Raw genomic sequence first — 17,099 nt, 5'->3', positions numbered from 1 at the left:
TGTTAGCTACCCTGGAACTGTCGGCTTCCACATTCGAAGGAGAATGCAAAAACATGACGAAAGAACACCGCCGCCTCTCCGAAGGCCCTTTGGTAGTAGCGATTGACTCTTCCACTACCTCCTCAAAAGCTATTTTGGTAGATGCTTCTGGAACCGTATGGCATACCGCCAAACGCAATATCCAGCTACACACCCCCGCTATGGATCACTATGAACACAATCCTTTGCGCTGGTGGGAAAGCGTTTACGCCGTAATCGGCGAAGTGCTCTCCAAGATAAGTGCCAAGGATCGCGAACGCGTAGCCGCCATCGGCATCACCCATCAGCGCGAATCTTTCGCCCCCTTCGATAAAGATGGCCGCCCCTTAAGAAACGGAATTTTGTGGCTAGATGGGCGTGCCACCGATCAGATCCGTAAATACGGCAGCGAACACATTCATCAACTATCCGGTAAACCTGCCGGGGTTACCCCTGGCATCTACAAAATGGCCTGGGTTAAAGAAAATGAACCCGAAGTTTTCAAAAAAGCCCATAAAGTGGTGGAAGTCCACGGCTATATTGCCTTCCGCCTAATCGGAAAATGGGTATCCTCGCAAGCCGCCACCGACTCTCTGGGGCTATTCGATGTCCAAAAACGCGACTATGCCCCCGAACTTTTAGAGATAGCCGGAGTCACCCGGGAACAGATGGCCGATCTGGTTGAGCCCTCCAAACCTATGGGAACCCTGTTGCCGGATCTAGCAGCCGAATGGGGCATTAAAGAAGTCCCGATTATTGCTGGACTGGGCGATGGACAAGCCGCCGGGATCGGGGCGGCAGCTACCAGCCCGGAAGTAGCATTCCTCAATCTGGGCACCGCGGTGAACGCGGGCGTGGAATCCCCCGAATATCGCTACGATCCGGTATTCCGCACCCACGTTTCCGGAATTCCCGGGAACTATGTGTTTGAAGTATTACAGTCCTCCGGATCCTACCTGGCAGGTTGGTTCCGGGAGGCTCTAGGCGACCCCAAACTACTGGGCGAGCCAGATCCCGCCCTCGATGATGCTGCCTCCCAGATTCCGCCGGGCTGTGAAGGCTTGATCACCTTGCCCTACTGGAATGCAGTCCAAAGCCCCTACTGGGATTCGGTAGCCCGCGGAGCAGTAGTTGGCTGGCGCGGCACCCACTCGCGCGCCCATATGTATCGTTCGATTTTAGAGTCGATCGGCTTTGAAATGCGTTTGAACCTGGATTCGATTGAAAAAGGTACCGGAGTCAAACTCGAAGGCCTGCGCGCCATGGGCGGGGGTACCCGTTCGAAACTATGGCGCCAGATAATGTCGGATTGCACCGGATTGCCGATCACCGTTTGCCTCGAAGATGAAATTTCAGCCCTGGGGGCTGCGGTACTGGCGATGGCCTCCACCGGGGTTTACGGCACGAATGATGTCGCCACCGCCGCGAAGAACATGGCGCACTATGGCGAAACCATTGAACCGAATATGCAGCTACACCAGCGTTACCAGGAAGTAGCCAGCGTGCAGCGCAAACTCTATCCCCGCCTACAAGACATTTTTGAAGATTTGCACAACTTGTCACGCAAGTATCCATCCACTAGGCCCGAGTCCCCAGCGGCCGAGCTATAAGAGAAAAGAGAAAAAATGAGGGTTATTACTGTTCTAGGCGCGGGCGCTATGGGCTCTGCCCTGTGTACACCAGTTGCCGATGCGGGCTGGGAGGTGCGCCTGTGGGGAACTTGGCTAGACGATCATCTACTGGATGCAGTCGAGGCCGGAAAACCCCATCCGCGCACCAAGGAACCCCTGGCTAAAGGAGTCAAAACCTATCGTAGCGACCAGCTCGCAGAAGCCCTGGAAGGCGCGAACGTGGTAGTCATGTCAGTGGCCTCCGTCGGAGTCCCCAAGATTACCGAAATGGCACTGGAGGGAATGTCCAAGGCCGATGCCATCTGGTTGACTTCTAAAGGGTTCTGCCCCGATGAAAATGGGATTATCGAACAGCTACCGACTGCTATTCGCCGGATAGGGAAAGAAAATGGCTACGAAAACTTGCCCCCGATCGTAGCGATTGCCGGGCCGGTTAAAGCCAATGAATGTGCCGGACGCAAGCCCACTGCCACTATCTTTGGTTGTAAGGATCTGGCGGTAGCCAAGAAATATGCCACCGAAGCCTGCACCGAAAACTACGCTATCGAATACAGTGATGATGAAGTCGGAGTCGAGATTTGCGCGCCGATGAAGAACGTGTATGCGATCGCCCTGGGGATAGCCGACGGTCTAGAAGAAGCTACCGGTATCCCCCACCACAACCTGAAAGCCGCCACTTTCACCCAGGCCGTCAAAGAAATGTCGCTGCTGGGACAATCGCAAGGCGCCAAGATGGAAACCGCTTTCGGTTTGCCCGGAGTCGGCGACCTGGAAGTTACCGGCCTGTCGGGGCGTAACAAAGTCTACGGTGTGCGACTAGGACGAGGCGAAAACCCGAAAGAGGCACTCGCGGAAATGGATCGCCTGGAGCAAACCGTCGAAGGGGTACCGGCTGCCGCTTTGGCCGCCAAGTTCGTGGAGCAACACGCTAGAGAAATCAAAGATCAACTGCCGCTACTGGCAGCGGTTAACCAGATTTTGGAATCGGAAGATCTGGCGGTTAAGGACGTAGTAGCTAAAGCGGTGCTACCTCGTGTCTGAGAGTACTAAAGCCACTCCCGCCTCGCGTCAGCAGCTGATTTTACAGCAGGTGGCGCGAGGTGGTTCGGTGCGGGTAGAAGAGCTGGCCGCCAAGCTGGGCGTGTCGGAAATGACGGTCTACCGCGATATTGCAGAGCTAGAAAAAAGCGATTTAGTGCAGCTAAACCGTAAAGAAATAACTGCCGCCGAATCTTCGCTTATCGAGGCCTCGGCACGTCTAAGAATCGCAACCAACGCGGCTACCAAGAACGAGATTTCCCGCTTATCTAGACAGTTTTTGCGCAGCGGGATGTCGGTGGCGCTAGATGATTCCTCAACCAATCTTCCGCTAGTAGAGAATCTGGAGTCCCTAGCTCCGCTGACTGTGATTACTAATGCCGAGTTCCTGGCGCAACGGGTGCGACAGCAAAAGGGGGTACGCCTAATCTTGCTGGGAGGCACCTATGAGGCGTGGGCGGATTCTTATTTCGGGGATTTAACTGAGCTCGCCGTCAGCCAGTTAAACATTGATCTGTGCATCATGTCAGCCACCGCGATTAATCATGGCTATTGTTTCCACCCCGATCAACAGGTAACCAAATTTAAACGCACCCTCCTGGCCGCTTCGCGGCGGAAAATTCTGGTGGCAGATGCTTCAAAGTTCCGCCGGTCTGCCCTATTTAAAGTAGGTCCCCTCAGTGACTTCGATGCTGCGATTGTCGACAGAGATACCCCGGATTGGGCGCACACCGAACTTAAAGATAGCGGACTAGAGGTGTTAGTCGCAGAATAATCCGCATTGCCTATCGAAAAGTTTCCGCCGGCAACTGGTAGTTGCCGGCGGAAACCGATCTAATAAACAAACTCTTTATTTAAGGTTCATATCCATTTATTCCGTTACCGGATGCACCGCGGTGATGTTAATCTTCACCGCATCATCCGCGCCGGCCTGAACCTTAAGCTCCGTGGCCAAGACTTCATGGGCGATCATCTGCACATGAGCCTGGGCGCTTTGGACTTGGTCTGCGGGAACTTCCAGTACTAACTCGATACGGTCAGAAACATGTAAATCCTGAGATTTACGCTCATCTTGAATCGAGCGAACCAAGTCGCGAGCATAGCCTTCGGCTTCCAACTCGGGGGTAATCTCGGTATCGAGTACCACCACTGCCCCATCACCTAGCACCGTAGCCACCTGGCCATCTTCTACCTCTACCGTGGTAGACAGCGAAAACTGGTCTCCGCTTAAGACAACCGACTCACCATCAACTAGCACCTCGGGGAAAACTACTGTTTCTCCCTCTTCGCGCCACTGGCCAGTTTTTTGCGCCTTAAATAGTTGGGAAGTGGCTTTGCGAATCTCGGGGGCGAAGGCTTTCGGATTCAGTTTCAACTGCCGTTGCAATTGCAAACCCGATTCACTAGAAACCTGCAACACCACCTGCTTCACGTTGACTTCCCCGGCGATCAAATCGGAAAAGTCCGCCAGTTGTTGGCTACCATCATCCACAACCGTTAGGGACTGCAACGGTTGACGTACCCGCAAACCATGGGTTTTACGTAGCGAATGCGCCGCCGAAACCACTTCGCGTACCATATCCATAGCCGATACCAAAGCCGCATCATCCACTGTATCCGGGATTACCGGATAGTCGCACAGATGTACCGATTCTCCCCCGGTCAGTCCCCGCCAGATTTCTTCACTCACTAGCGGAGCCAGCGGTGCCATCACTCGCATCAAGACTTCTAGGCAGGTGTAAAGCGTATCGTAAGCGGCGGCCTCCTCATTCCAGAAACGATCACGAGAGGTACGCACATACCAGTTAGTCATCAAATCCAGATGCTCACTAACTGCCTCGCAAGCCCCCGGAATATCGTAGCTGTCCAGCAGCTCTTTAACATTTTGCGCCAGGTTACGGGTACGTGCCAAGAGGTAGCGATCCATTACTCCTAGCTGCTCTAGGGTCTTTTCATCCGTTAGATCCAGCGCTTTCGCCTGGTAACCGGCACCTTTATTACAAGAACCAGCATAGAGGGCGAAGAAATAATAGATATTCCAGAGCGGCAAAATCACGTGGCGAACGGTGTCGCGAATCCCCTCGCTCTTTACCACCAGGTTTCCGCCCCGCACCACCGGGGAGGACATTAGGAACCAACGCATCGCATCCGAACCGTAAGTGTCGAACACTTCGTTCACGTCCGGGTAGTTACGCAGCGACTTCGACATTTTACGGCCATCATCGCCCAGCACAATCCCGTGAGAAACACAGGAAGTGAAAGCCGGACGATCAAACAGCGCCGTGGCCAGCACGTGCAGCAGATAGAACCAGCCGCGGGTCTGCCCGATATATTCCACGATGAAATCACCGGGATAGTGATCCTCGAACCATTGCTGATTCTCGAAGGGGTAATGCACCTGCGCATAGGGCATAGATCCGGAATCAAACCAACAGTCCAACACGTCCGGGATCCGCCGCATCATAGATTTACCGGTGGGATCATCCGGGTTAGGACGCACCAAAGTATCAATGAATGGCCGGTGCAGATCTTTAACTTCTACCCCGAAATCTGCTTCTAGTTCCGCGAGCGAACCATAAACATCTACGCGCGGATAGGTAGGGTCATCAGATTTCCATACCGGAATGGGGCTACCCCAGAAACGGTTACGCGAAATCGACCAGTCGCGGGCGCCCTCGAGCCATTTACCGAACTGCCCATCCTTGATATGTTCAGGTACCCAGTCGATCTGCTGGTTTAGTTCCACCATCCGGTCACGAAAGTCAGTAACTTTTACGAACCACGAGGAAACCGGCTTATAGATTAGGGGTTTGCGGCAACGCCAACAGTGCGGATAAGAGTGGACAAAGGACTGTTGGCGCACCAGCACTGCCCGTTTTTCTTTCGGGGTACGCGCCAAGGGGCCTTGGTCATCCTCGTTACCGAGCCGGAAGTCGCGGATAATCTGTTTATTGGCGTCAAAAATCTGCATGCCCTGATAGTCGCGAACCTCCGCAGTGAACAGCCCGGCGTCATCTACCGGGGTCACGGCGTTAATCCCATTAGCGGTTAGCAGGATCATATCGTCCTCGCCGTAGGGAGCCTGGTGCACCAGACCGGTGCCGTCAGTAGTGGTTACAAAGTCTGCCGCCAGCACGTGATAGGCCTTAGCTCCGGGGGTTTCCCCCTCGCCCAGCTGGTCTTTAAAGTAATCAAAAATCGGTTCATAGGAGCGTCCCACCAGCTCAGATCCGGGGTATTCAGCCACGATTTGGGGATCTTCGCCCAGTTCTTTGACGTAGGCAGGAAGCAGGTCACGCGCGATAATAACTTGTTCTCCGGCAACCGGCGACTCTAAATCTGGGTCTACTTGCACGGTTACATAGGTAATCTCGGGACCGACTGCGATTGCCAAGTTAGAGGGCAGCGTCCAAGGGGTAGTGGTCCAAACCAGCGCCAGCTCTCCGGTTTCTACGCGCAACCCCACAGTCACGGTATTGTCTTGACGATCCTGATAAATATCGTCATCCATTTTGAGTTCGTGGTTCGACAGTGGAGTCTGGTCGTTCCAGCAGTAGGGCAATACCCGGAAACCCTCGTAAGCCAAGCCCTTATCGTAGAGCTGCTTGAACGCCCAGATCACCGACTCCATATAGTTAACATCAAGAGTCTTGTAGTCGTTATCGAAATCTACCCAGCGTGCCTGGCGGGTAACGTATTCTTCCCACTCTTTGGTGTAACGCAGCACCGATTCGCGGCAAGTCTGGTTAAACTTTTCAATCCCGATACCGGCAGGGCCTTCGATCTCAGATTTGTCTTCAATCTCCAAGATGCGTTCTGCTTCTAACTCGGCCGGCAACCCATGAGTGTCCCAACCAAAACGCCGCTCCACCCGGTGCCCTTGCATAGTCTGGTAGCGTCCCACCACGTCTTTTACGTATCCAGTCAGCAAATGCCCATAGTGGGGCAAGCCATTAGCAAAAGGCGGGCCGTCATAGAACACGAACTCGTTAGCTCCCGCGTCTCCGGCCTCTCTTTGGGCAATTGACTTGCGGAAAATGTCGTTCTGCTTCCAATATTTCAGAGTCTGTTCCTCTAGCTGGGGGAAAGACGGATTGGCGGAAACATCGCCATCTTTATGCCGCGGATAGTAGCCCACGATAAACCTCACCTATTTCGAGCCGTTACTGCCAGTGCCGGGACGAAGGCTTTCCAGCCCCGCGGTACCACCCCGCTTCACCCAAAAGTCTGGGCCTCATTAACTGCTATTACGGGCTTACCCGTCTGGTTCTACTGCCTGCACCCAGGGTTCTTCCAGAGGCTCCTCGGTGATAGCCGGATCAACGCCACTTCCCACAGCATAACCCGTTTAGGTATTTCTTTAAATTTTGTCCGCGCTAGGATAAGAACAGTTATTAAAAATCACTTTTTGGAGGACGCATGGCGAAGTTAGGGGTTATCGGGGTTGGCGCTATGGGAGGCGCGATCGTGCGCGGACTGCTCTCCTCCGGGAAGATGCAGGCAGCAGAGATTTTAGCTTTCAACCGTACCCGAGAACGCCTGCGCTCCCTCGAGGAAGAATTTTCCCTCCCCATAGCCCCGGATGCCGCTACCGTAGCTAGGCAGGCAAAATACCTACTGTTGGGGGTAAAGCCCTATATGATCGCCCCTCTGCTTGATGACTTAGGCGACGCCCTCGCGGCAAAACCGGTAGTGATCTCGGTGGCTGCCGGGAAACCGCTAGCTGCCATCGAAGCGCATCTACCGGCACAAACCCCGCTTGTGCGGATAATGCCAAATGTGAATGCCCAAATCAACCAGTCCATGTCTGGGATTGCTGCCAACCAGTACGTTAGCGACGAAGCCCTAGCGGAAGTCCGCGCCATGTTTGATGCTATTGGTAAAACTGCGTTGGTACCGGAAGATCATTTTGCTGCCTTTGCCGCCCTTGCCGGGTGTTCGCCTGCCTGGATCTACCGTTTCATTGATGCCCTCGCACAGGCTGGGGTCGCCCACGGTTTTAAGAAAGAGGAAGCCACCCGGATAGTGGCACAAGCAGTAGCTGGTTCAGCACAAAACGTCCTCGAAAATCTGCCCCAAGGTTTAAACCCCCAGGCGTTAGTGGATCAGGTGTGCTCCCCGGCGGGCACCACCGTAGCTGGCCTATTAGCCATGGAAGATGCCGGTTTTTCGGCAGCTGCCCGAACCGCGGTAAATGCGGCGGTAGCCCGGGATCAAGAACTATCGGCGTCCTAACAATCCGCACTTTCAGGTATAACCTGGGGTAAAATAGAAGCAGTGGGTATTTAAAGGCTACTTTCAGATACCATGGCGCAATAGGGAGGTAACGATGACCACTCCAGGACATGAAGATAATCAGGGAATGAGTCTTTACATAGTCCTCTACGACTATGACCCCAAGCTTGTGGGACTTAAAAACGAGGTTCGCGCCGATCATCGCGCCTTTATGCACCGACTAAATAGCCTGGGTATGGTACTTTCTACCGGCAGAACCACCAGCTCACAGGATCAGGGATCGCTGACCATTATGCTAGCTCGCGACGCAGAAGAAGCTAAACAGATTTTAGAAGACGACCCTTATGTGCAGGCAGGGATGGTACGAAACATCACGGTGCGGGACTGGTTCCCAGCAGTCGGCACTTTCGCCGATTGCTAGCCCCATTCAAGACCGACTGCTCTTGACATTATTGTCTGACTATCAGGCGAAACCCTCAACCTTTGAGGTAGGTTAGACCACCAGCGCTCTCCCCGGTATCTTGGTTTTGTGAGCGCAAGGCAACGGTTCAGCAGGTTCCTAGATCCCTTTATCCTTTCCATCCTGGTTATTTTGGTGCTCGGGATTCTGATTCCCGTACCTGCGGTGGTGGTTAGCGGCCTGGGATATTTGGGAAACGTCTTAATCGTTTTGCTGTTTTTTCTCTACGGAGCGCGCCTTTCTACTAAAGAAATCTGGGAAGGATTAAAGAACTGGCGCCTGCAAGGCGCAGTTGCGATTTCCACCTTCATGCTTTTTCCCTTGCTGGGGATGGTAATGCACCCGCTGGATCTAAAACTCTTGGGACCAGTTTTCGCCCTAGGAACCCTCTACTTAACTCTGCTCCCCTCCACGGTGCAGTCCTCGGTAACCTTTACCTCTATTGCCGGCGGAAATATCGCAGGCGCTATTTGTTCTGCCACCATTTCTAATATCGCCGGCATTATTCTCACCCCCGCCCTAGTGTTCATGGTGATGGGTAGATCCAGTGGAATCGAGGCCGCCCGGGTAGTAAATGTGCTGTTGCAACTATTACTGCCTTTTGTTTTAGGGCAGCTAGTGCACCGCTATATCGGTAAGTGGCTAAATCAGCATCGCGCGCTTACCAAAGCCACGGATAACGGCACCATTTTGGCGATCGTAGCCTCCTCTGTTTGCGGAGCCACTGCCGCCGGCCTTTGGCAAAAAATCTCGGCTCTCCAAGTGGGATTATTGCTAGCGCAATGCCTGGTGGTGCTGACGATTATGCTCACCCTCACCTGGAACCTGGGACGCTGGCTGTCCTTAGAGCGTCGCGACCAGATCGTGCTACTAATGTGCGGATCCAAGAAATCCCTGGCTACCGGCCTGCCCATGGCCGCCATCATTTTCCCGCCCGCTACCGTAGCGGCAGTGACTATCCCGGTGATTGTATTTCACCAATTCCAGTTACTGGTGTGCGCAGTTTTGGCGCGTCGCCTAGCTGCTAAACCCGCCTAATCTAAGCTGCAAGTCCGGGAAGATATAAACTAAACCGTCCCTACCAGGTCGAAACCAGGTAGGGACGGCAATACAATTTTAATCGCGTTTAGTCCTCTTCGTCCTCCGGAACGAAGTCAACCCCACTCTCTTTACGCTGTTCGGGCGTAATTGGTGCCGGAGCATCGGTTAGCGGATCGTAGCCACCCCCGGACTTGGGGAAGGCAATCACGTCGCGAATCGAATCCGCGTGGGTCATCAAAGCGACGATCCGATCCCAACCGAAAGCGATTCCGCCGTGGGGAGGAGCGCCATATTTGAAGGCGTTCAGCAAGAACCCAAACTTTTCTTGGGCGGCCTCCGGCGACAACCCCATCACCTTGAAAATACGTTCCTGTACGTCGCGGCGATGGATACGGATAGAACCGCCCCCGATTTCGTTACCGTTAAGCACAATATCGTACGCGTAGGCCAGGGCGTTCCCTGGGTCTTCCTCGAAGTGGTCAAGCCATTCCGGTTTAGGAGAAGTAAAAGCGTGGTGCACTGCTGTCCAGGCAGAAGCGCCCAGTGCCACGTCTCCTTCCGCTTTTGCGGCCGCGGAAGGCTTGAACAGTGGAGCGTCAACCACCCAAACGAACTTCCATTCATTCGGGTCTAAGAGGTTGCAGCGGGCACCGATTTCTAGGCGCGCTGCCCCCAGCAGGGCGCGGGCTTCATCAATCTTGCCGGCACCAAAGAAAATACAGTCCCCCGGTTTAGCCCCGGTTGCCTCAGCTAGTCCTTCCCGTTCCGTGTCAGTCAGGTTCTTGGCTACCGGTCCCGAAAGGGTGCCATCTTCTTCTACCTTTACGTAGGCCAGTCCTTTACCGCCGCGCGAACGCGCCCAATCTTGCCATTTATCGAAAGTCCGCCGCGGTTGGGAGGCACCACCCGGCATCACCACTGCGCCCACATATTCGGCATTGGCAAACACCCTAAAGGGGGTGTCTTTGAAGTATTCGGTCAAGTCAGTAAGTTCCAGACCAAAACGCAAATCCGGTTTATCAGTACCGAACCGCGCCATCGCATCAGCGTAGGTCATATGGGGAATCGGGGTTTCGATATTGACATCAATCAGTTTGAAGATGTTGGTCAGTACCTGTTCAGCGACTTCGATAACGTCCTCTTGCTTAACAAAGCTCATTTCCACGTCCAGCTGGGTAAACTCTGGCTGGCGATCAGCGCGGAAGTCTTCGTCGCGGTAGCAGCGGGCAATCTGATAGTAGCGTTCCATTCCCGCCACCATCAAAAGCTGCTTAAACAGCTGGGGAGACTGCGGCAAGGCATACCATGAGCCCGGGGCGAGGCGAGCTGGAACCAAAAAGTCCCGCGCGCCCTCGGGAGTAGAGCGAGTCAAAGTCGGGGTTTCAATTTCTACGAAACCTAGAGAATCTAAAGTATCGCGAGTGACTTTAGAAACCTGCGAGCGCAGACGCAAACGCTTTTGCATCTCGGGGCGACGCAAATCCAGGTAGCGGTATTTCAGGCGGGCGTCCTCACCAACTTTCCCAGAATCCTCCGCATGTACTGAAACCTGGAAAGGTAGCGCCGCCGCCGGGTTCAATACCTCAACTTCATCGGCGTAAACCTCGATTTCGCCAGTGGGCAGCTCCGGATTCTCGTTACCCTCCGGGCGGGGATGTACCTCGCCTTTAATCCGCAGAACATATTCGCTGCGCAGCTCATGAGCGATTTTCTCGTCATGAATAACTACCTGCGCCACCCCGGAAGCGTCCCGTAAATCAATGAAGCAGACTCCCCCATGATCACGGCGGCGATCCAGCCAACCCGCAAGTTCTACTGTTTGTCCCACCAGGTCGCGGTTTAGACTTCCCGCGTCATGCGTTCTGAGCAATGCTATTCCTTTCCTCATCTAACTGTTAATAGTTTAGCCTCCCGAGCCAGTGGGAGGGATTTCCCGCCGGGGTTGGTGTCGCGTTTCACTGGCTGGGATTTGTTCACTTGCCTGCTACCTCCGGTAACGTTGAAGCGAATAACATTTAAGCAGACAGGCATAAAAATGAGCGAAATAGCCGCAGGGGTAAGTGCGTCCTCTTTTGAATCCCAAACCGATCTGGAAACTGGGGAACTAGACCTAGAAGGTAGCAACGAAAGTATGCAGACAGATCCCGCCGATGAACAGGCGTCTTCCAAAGACGCCTCCTTCTTTTCCGACTTAGGGTTGCCGGAAATTATTTTAGGCACCTTAGCAGATATGGGATTTACCGAGCCCACCCCGATACAGCGGCAAGGCATTCCCCCCTTGATGGCCGGGCGAGACGTAGTCGGGATTGCGCAAACTGGAACCGGGAAAACTGCCGCGTTCGGCCTGCCGATTTTGACGGCCTGCGATAAAACCCCGCAGGTACAGGCCTTAATTCTGGCTCCTACCAGGGAGCTGGCAGCCCAGTCCGCTAACGCTCTCACTGACTTTGCGCGCGGGTTAAAACTGAAAATAGTGCCGGTTTATGGGGGCGCCTCCTACGGCCCACAGATTTCGGCTTTGCGTGACGGGGCACAAATCGTAGTCGGCACTCCGGGGCGGATTATAGATTTAATGGAGCGCGGGGAACTAGACTTATCGGCGCTCAAATTCTTCGTCCTAGATGAAGCAGACGAGATGCTGCGCATGGGATTTTCCGAGGACGTGGACCAAATCGCTAGCGGCGCTAACCGGGATGCCATTCGCGCCCTCTTTTCTGCCACTATGCCTCCCGCCATCAAACGGATCGCGGAGCGTCACCTATCCGATCCGGTAGAAATTTCGATCGCGCCGCAATCGTCCACCGTAGAAACGGTAAATCAGACCTATGCGGTAGTGCCTTTCAAATTCAAATCCGAGGCTTTATGCCGCGTTTTAGCCCTCAGTGAGGCCGAGGCTTCCATCGTGTTTGTGCGTACCAGGATCGACGCCGAACAGGTGGGGACAGAACTGCAAAACGCCGGATTCTTAGCGGCCGCTATCAGCGGAGATGTAGCCCAAGCAGAACGCGAACGGATTGTATCGCGCCTGCGCGAAGGCACCTTAGATGTATTGGTGGCCACCGATGTAGCTGCGCGCGGCCTGGATGTGGAACGCATCGGATTAGTAGTCAACTATGACGTACCGCGCGAAGCCGAAGCCTATGTGCATCGCATTGGCCGCACCGGAAGAGCTGGACGGGAAGGTACCTCCCTCACCTTCTTTACCCCGCGGGAGCGCCCACGCAAACGCGTAATTGAAAAACTGACCGGCGAAAAAATGACCGAAGTATTTATTCCTTCTCCCGACCAAGTAGCGCAGGCCCGAGCGAATCGGATGACTGAACAGATTAGCCGGCGCCTTCAAAAAGGGGAAATGGAAGTCTACTACGACGCTATCCAAGATCTAGTAGTGGCAAAAGGTATGGATATTGGGGATGCCGCGGCCGCCCTCCTGGCCTTAGCGAGCGGAGATTTTGGACCAAAGAAACGCAAACTAGAATTCCGGGTTCGCCGGGAAGAAAAGGTAGACGAATTAGGGCGCTTCATCTCCGCCAGTTTCGAAGAAGGCCGCGAAAAAGAAGCAGGCAATAGCGCCCGCGGAAAGGGAGCTGCCCGCCGCCACTTCTCCTCTAGTTCTTCTCGGCGCTATCGAGTGGAGGTAGGGCGCCGAGATCGGGTAAAACCCGGAGCTATTGTGGGGGCAATCACCGGAGAAGGTGGCCTAAAAGGCGGTGACGTGGGGCATATCGATATTTTGCAGAGTTTCTCGCTAGTAGAGATGGCGCGTCCCCTCTCCCCCGAAACTATCCGTAAGATTGCCAAAGCCCGAGTCTCGGGGCGCACCCTCCGGATGCGTGAGGACGAAGGCCCGGGTAAACATAACGGTAAAAAGCACGGGAAAAAACGCGACTTTAAGCGGAAGCGTCGCGGTTAGACCCTGCCGGTTTTAAAAGCATAGTCCTGGTTAAGCCGCGCTACCGGCTCGGTACTCTCGAGGACGCAGCAGGTTTCGGCTCGCCGATCCTAAAAGACTGGACTATACCTGGAGACTTTAGGCTTATCCAGCCAGGCAGCTGCCCGCAGCCACCTGTTCTTCTTCCTGGGTTTCCAGGTTAACCTGTCCCTTGACTTTTACGTCTTTACCAAAAGTAAAGGGGCCGGTTACCTTAAAACCGGTAGCCTGCCGCAGGGAGGGCACCCCCTCCGGGAAGCGCGCCTCGAAATCAGAGATCTTCTTAAAGTAGTGGGAATCCAAATCCACTGCTACTTCTTGTTCATTAACTTTGCGCAGGTGATAGTCTTCGCCAAGATCGTAAATATCAGAACGCAACAAAGTTAGTTCATTAGTGGTTTTAACTGGGAGGAAGCGGCTGCGCGGTACCAAAATGGCGGTTGCGCCCTTAAAGGAAGCGATCGCCGCCCCCATCGCGGTTTCCATTTGAATGACCGCTGGACTGTCCGGATCGGAAGGATCAACCGTCTTGTGGTTGGCGATCAGGGGCAGCCCCAATACCGCGTTTCTTTCTACCAGGGCATCGCGTAGTTTCACTAGGTCAAACCACAGATTATTGGTATGGAAGAACGGATGGCGATGCTCATCGGTAAAGTAATCCATTTGCTCGGGCGGAGTCTGGGCGGTATCCCGCAAAATCAATTGTCCATCTACCTTACGGATCGCTAAATGTCCACCTTTGCGATCATTAATAGTACGCACGCAAAGCTCTGCTGCATAGGGGGCGCCACTGGCCGCGAACCAGCCCGCGATTTCCGCATTCGGGGTAGCCCCCAAATTGTCGGAGTTAGAAGTCATCGCATAGCGGTAACCCGCATCAATGAGTTTATCTAGCAATCCGGAGCCATACAGGGCAGTGTAGATATCTCCGTGACCAGGCGGACACCACTCTAAGGACGGATCTTTTTCCCAAGAAACCGGGGTCAAATCATCGGCTCGCAGTTTCGGTTCTTGATTTTGCAAAAAGTCCAGCGGTAAACCAGCAACTTCAATGTCCGGGTAGCGTTGCAAAGCTGCCAAAGTATCCGCTTGAGTGCGGAAAGAATTCATGAAAATCAGCGGCAGGCTTACCCCGTATTCCTTCCGTGCAGACATTACCTGTTGGCAGATGATATCTAGAAAAGTGAGCCCCTCGCGCACCGGTAACAAAGACTTAGCTTTATCCATTCCCATGGAGGTACCCAATCCCCCATTGAGTTTGATCATCACGGTTTTAGCTAAAGCTTCCTGTGCTTGCTGCGGGGTGACCTGATTATCTTCCAGACGATCAACGCTGGTCAGCGGAGAAATCGTTTCCTCGGGAATAAAACCGGTATGTTCACCCTCTAACACCTGGTAGTAGTGAGAAAAAACCGAGATTGCGGCCGGACTAACCCCGGCTTTCTCCATTTTTTGTTTCGCCTGAGATAATCCTGCCTTGCTCATCTAAAACCTCTTTATTTTCGTTTTACCTTTAAAAGGACTCCACTTGCTTTAGCCAAGCCTCCCGAGCTTTCAGGGATTCTTGTAGCTCTGCCGCTTTTTTAGTATCCCCGTCAGCTTCTGCCTGGGCAATCTCTGTCTTAATCTGGTCGATAAGATCTTTAAGCTGTCCCGCCATGCCTGCGGCGCGCGCCTTGGTTTCTGGGTTGGATTTACGCCAGATTTCCTCTTCCAAGTCGCGCAGGTGATCCTCTACGGCTCGCATTCGCCGTTCCACGCGATCGATATCGGCGCGCGGCACATGGCCGATCTCGTCCCACTGCTCTTGTAAGGGACGCAGGCGAGATTTGATCTCTTCTACGTCGGTGAGCTCTTTGAGGGCCTCCGCCTTTACCAATAGAGCTTCTTTCTTCGCCAGGTTCTCCCCTTCTAGAGCATTGACAGCTTCGCTTTGGGCGTTACGAGCGTCAAAGAACTTTTGCTGCGCCCGGTGGAACCGTTGCCAAAGGGCATCATCATCGCGGCGGGAAGCTCGTCCCGCGCTCTTCCAACGCTGCATCAAATCCCGGTAGGCGCGAGCTGTCTCCCCCCAGTTAGTAGAATCCGAGAGCGCTTCGGCCTCTGCGATTAGTTTTTCTTTCGCGGCCTTGGCCTGCGCCTGGGTGGCATCTAACTCGGTGAAGAAGGCGCGCCGCTTTTTATCAAAGGTGGATCGGGCGCTAGCAAAGCGTTTCCAGAGTTCATCTTCTATGCCCCGATCAATCCGCGGGCCAGCATGCTGCAAGCGTTTCCACTCGTCCAGCAGATCACGGAGCTCTTTACCGGAATTTTTCCACTGAGTGCGAGCAGAATCTTGCGCGGCGATTTCCTCGGCTCGCGTTACTACTTTTTCGCGGTTTTTACGGGATTCTTCTTTCGCCTCAGCCCGCTGCGCGGCGGCCTCTTCCTTACGTTTATCGGCTTGTTCTTGCAGCTGCGCAACTTTTTCTCGCAGTGCCGGCAGATCACCCACGGCAGCCGGTTCGCTGACCTGTTCGCGCAGTGACTTCATGGTCTGGTCGATCTCGCGTTCAGCTAGTCGGGGAAGCCGTTCGGCAAACAGCGATACTTGAGCGGCTATATCCAGGTAACGGCGCACATAGATATTAAGAGGATTATCGGGAACCTCTGCCGGGAACTGGCCTATCTGGCGTTCTGCTTCACCGTCTTTAACCCAGACACGTCCTTCGTCATCAACGCGCCCAAAAGGCAAGGCAGCAGAAAAATCAGGGGTTTTTACCGGCTTTACCGGCAGGTTCTCCTTCGCTAAGCGAATCTTCCCCGGGGTGGGTACGGGTTTGGGCTTCGGAGCGGTATCGGGCTGTTCAGTCACTAATTTTTCCTTAAATCAGTTATTTTAACGGCTAGGATTAGCCGCCTGCGCGCGGAGCTTATTGCTCCTTAACCATATTATGCCCTAGAGCAACTAAACCACCAAGGACGCACATCCTTTAAGATAAACCTATGCGGATCGAAAAGTTTTATGCACCCTTCTATGGCGAAAACCCCTATTTACTCTTAGCTCCCGGCAGTCGCGAAGCCTTGGTTATAGACCCTGGATCAGGCGCCTTGGACCAGCTGCAAGCCTCGCTGCAGCGCCTAGAGGTAACCGTGGCGGCGGTACTGTGTACTCATGGACACGCTGACCATATTTGGGATGCCCACGCTATTGCGGGCAAGGCTCCGGTCTATATTCCAGCTCCCGATGAGTACCGTTTCCACCCAGAAGAACTGGATCCTCGCGAACGTACCGAACACGAACTATCGCTCCCCCCTTGGAAAGAACCCGAAAACTTGCAGGTATTGCCAGGGATCGCCACCAGCGAAGGGGCAGAACTAGCGCCGGGAATTTTTATGCGGGCAGTTCCAGCGCCCGGGCATACGGAAGGATCTACGCTATTTCTTTTCGAAGCCGACACCTTATCCGGCAATGCAAAGCAGGAAATGCAAGCTATTTACGATCAGTGGCTGAGCGAATCGGGACAGGAAAACCAGGCTCCTCGCCAGCTGGCTTTATCAGGAGACGTAATCTTTGCTGGCTCGGTAGGTCGCACCGATCTGCCCGGCGGTGATTCCCAGCAGATGCTCCATACTTTGCGCACCCTACAAAATGTGATTCATCCGGATACCCTGCTACTTCCCGGACACGGATCGGCAACGGTATTTGGGTTGGAAAAAGCCCACAACCCCTTCTTGGCACAAGCTAGATACCAGGGATAACAGT

At 54.0% G+C, this 17,099-nt stretch carries 12 protein-coding genes; 8 read left to right on the top strand and 4 right to left on the bottom strand.

Going from position 1 to position 17,099, the window contains the following annotated elements; all coding sequences use genetic code 11:
- The first annotated feature begins 53 nt into the window (after positions 1-53).
- The 3 genes from L0M99_RS06505 to L0M99_RS06495 are packed head-to-tail and all read left to right on the top strand — an operon-like array spanning position 54 to position 3,462.
- Positions 54-1,628: a xylulokinase gene (locus tag L0M99_RS06505; RefSeq protein WP_024058897.1), complete on the top strand. Its 1,575-nt coding sequence runs from the start codon at positions 54-56 to the stop codon at positions 1,626-1,628.
- Between the two features lie 15 nt (positions 1,629-1,643).
- A complete protein-coding gene (locus tag L0M99_RS06500) occupies positions 1,644-2,690 on the top strand; it encodes an NAD(P)H-dependent glycerol-3-phosphate dehydrogenase (protein ID WP_238128130.1) in 1,047 nt (348 codons plus the stop codon).
- A complete protein-coding gene (locus L0M99_RS06495) occupies positions 2,683-3,462 on the top strand; it encodes a DeoR/GlpR family DNA-binding transcription regulator (RefSeq protein ID WP_238128129.1) in 780 nt (259 codons plus the stop codon). Before L0M99_RS06500 ends, L0M99_RS06495 begins: the two co-directional genes overlap by 8 nt.
- 96 nt (positions 3,463-3,558) lie before the next feature.
- On the opposite strand, the gene ileS is transcribed toward L0M99_RS06495, so the two are convergent.
- Entirely contained in the window at positions 3,559-6,828 is a 3,270-nt protein-coding gene (ileS, locus tag L0M99_RS06490; RefSeq protein WP_337954208.1) for an isoleucine--tRNA ligase, read from the bottom strand.
- Positions 6,829-7,106: 278 nt separating this feature from the next.
- Between ileS and proC the strand changes: the two genes are divergently transcribed.
- The 3 genes from proC (at position 7,107) to L0M99_RS06475 (ending at position 9,420) form a co-directional block, all read left to right on the top strand.
- On the top strand, positions 7,107-7,922 hold the full coding sequence (proC, locus tag L0M99_RS06485; protein ID WP_024058901.1) for a pyrroline-5-carboxylate reductase: 816 nt from the start codon (positions 7,107-7,109) through the stop codon (positions 7,920-7,922).
- A gap of 94 nt (positions 7,923-8,016) precedes the next feature.
- Positions 8,017-8,343 (top strand): YciI family protein, encoded by a 327-nt coding sequence (locus L0M99_RS06480; protein ID WP_238128127.1) that lies wholly within the window; start codon positions 8,017-8,019, stop codon positions 8,341-8,343.
- A gap of 108 nt (positions 8,344-8,451) precedes the next feature.
- Entirely contained in the window at positions 8,452-9,420 is a 969-nt protein-coding gene (locus L0M99_RS06475; protein ID WP_238128126.1) for a bile acid:sodium symporter family protein, read from the top strand.
- An 88-nt stretch (positions 9,421-9,508) separates the two neighbouring features.
- Here L0M99_RS06475 and aspS read toward each other — a convergent pair whose 3' ends face one another.
- On the bottom strand, positions 9,509-11,293 hold the full coding sequence (aspS, locus tag L0M99_RS06470; RefSeq protein WP_024058904.1) for an aspartate--tRNA ligase: 1,785 nt from the start codon (positions 11,291-11,293) through the stop codon (positions 9,509-9,511).
- Between the two features lie 165 nt (positions 11,294-11,458).
- Here aspS and L0M99_RS06465 point away from each other — a divergent pair, with 165 nt between their 5' ends.
- Positions 11,459-13,336 (top strand): DEAD/DEAH box helicase, encoded by a 1,878-nt coding sequence (locus tag L0M99_RS06465; protein WP_024058905.1) that lies wholly within the window; start codon positions 11,459-11,461, stop codon positions 13,334-13,336.
- Between the two features lie 123 nt (positions 13,337-13,459).
- Here the strand turns inward: L0M99_RS06465 and L0M99_RS06460 are convergent, their stop codons facing one another.
- Both L0M99_RS06460 and L0M99_RS06455 read right to left on the bottom strand, forming a co-directional pair.
- Complete coding sequence (locus tag L0M99_RS06460) at positions 13,460-14,839, bottom strand: UTP--glucose-1-phosphate uridylyltransferase (RefSeq protein ID WP_238128125.1); 1,380 nt, start codon at positions 14,837-14,839, stop codon at positions 13,460-13,462.
- A gap of 28 nt (positions 14,840-14,867) precedes the next feature.
- Positions 14,868-16,208: a DUF349 domain-containing protein gene (locus L0M99_RS06455; RefSeq protein ID WP_238128124.1), complete on the bottom strand. Its 1,341-nt coding sequence runs from the start codon at positions 16,206-16,208 to the stop codon at positions 14,868-14,870.
- A 131-nt stretch (positions 16,209-16,339) separates the two neighbouring features.
- On the opposite strand from L0M99_RS06455, the gene L0M99_RS06450 reads away from it, so the two are divergent.
- Positions 16,340-17,095, top strand: coding sequence for an MBL fold metallo-hydrolase (locus L0M99_RS06450; protein ID WP_238128123.1), 756 nt, complete (start codon positions 16,340-16,342; stop codon positions 17,093-17,095).
- Positions 17,096-17,099 lie beyond the last annotated feature (4 nt).

The sequence above is a fragment of the Varibaculum cambriense genome (assembly GCF_022133705.1).
In the GTDB taxonomy this organism is placed as follows: Bacteria; Actinomycetota; Actinomycetes; order Actinomycetales; family Actinomycetaceae; genus Varibaculum; species Varibaculum cambriense_A.
The sequence above is the reverse complement of the archived record's forward strand: the minus strand, read 5'-3'. Positions and strand labels throughout refer to the sequence as shown.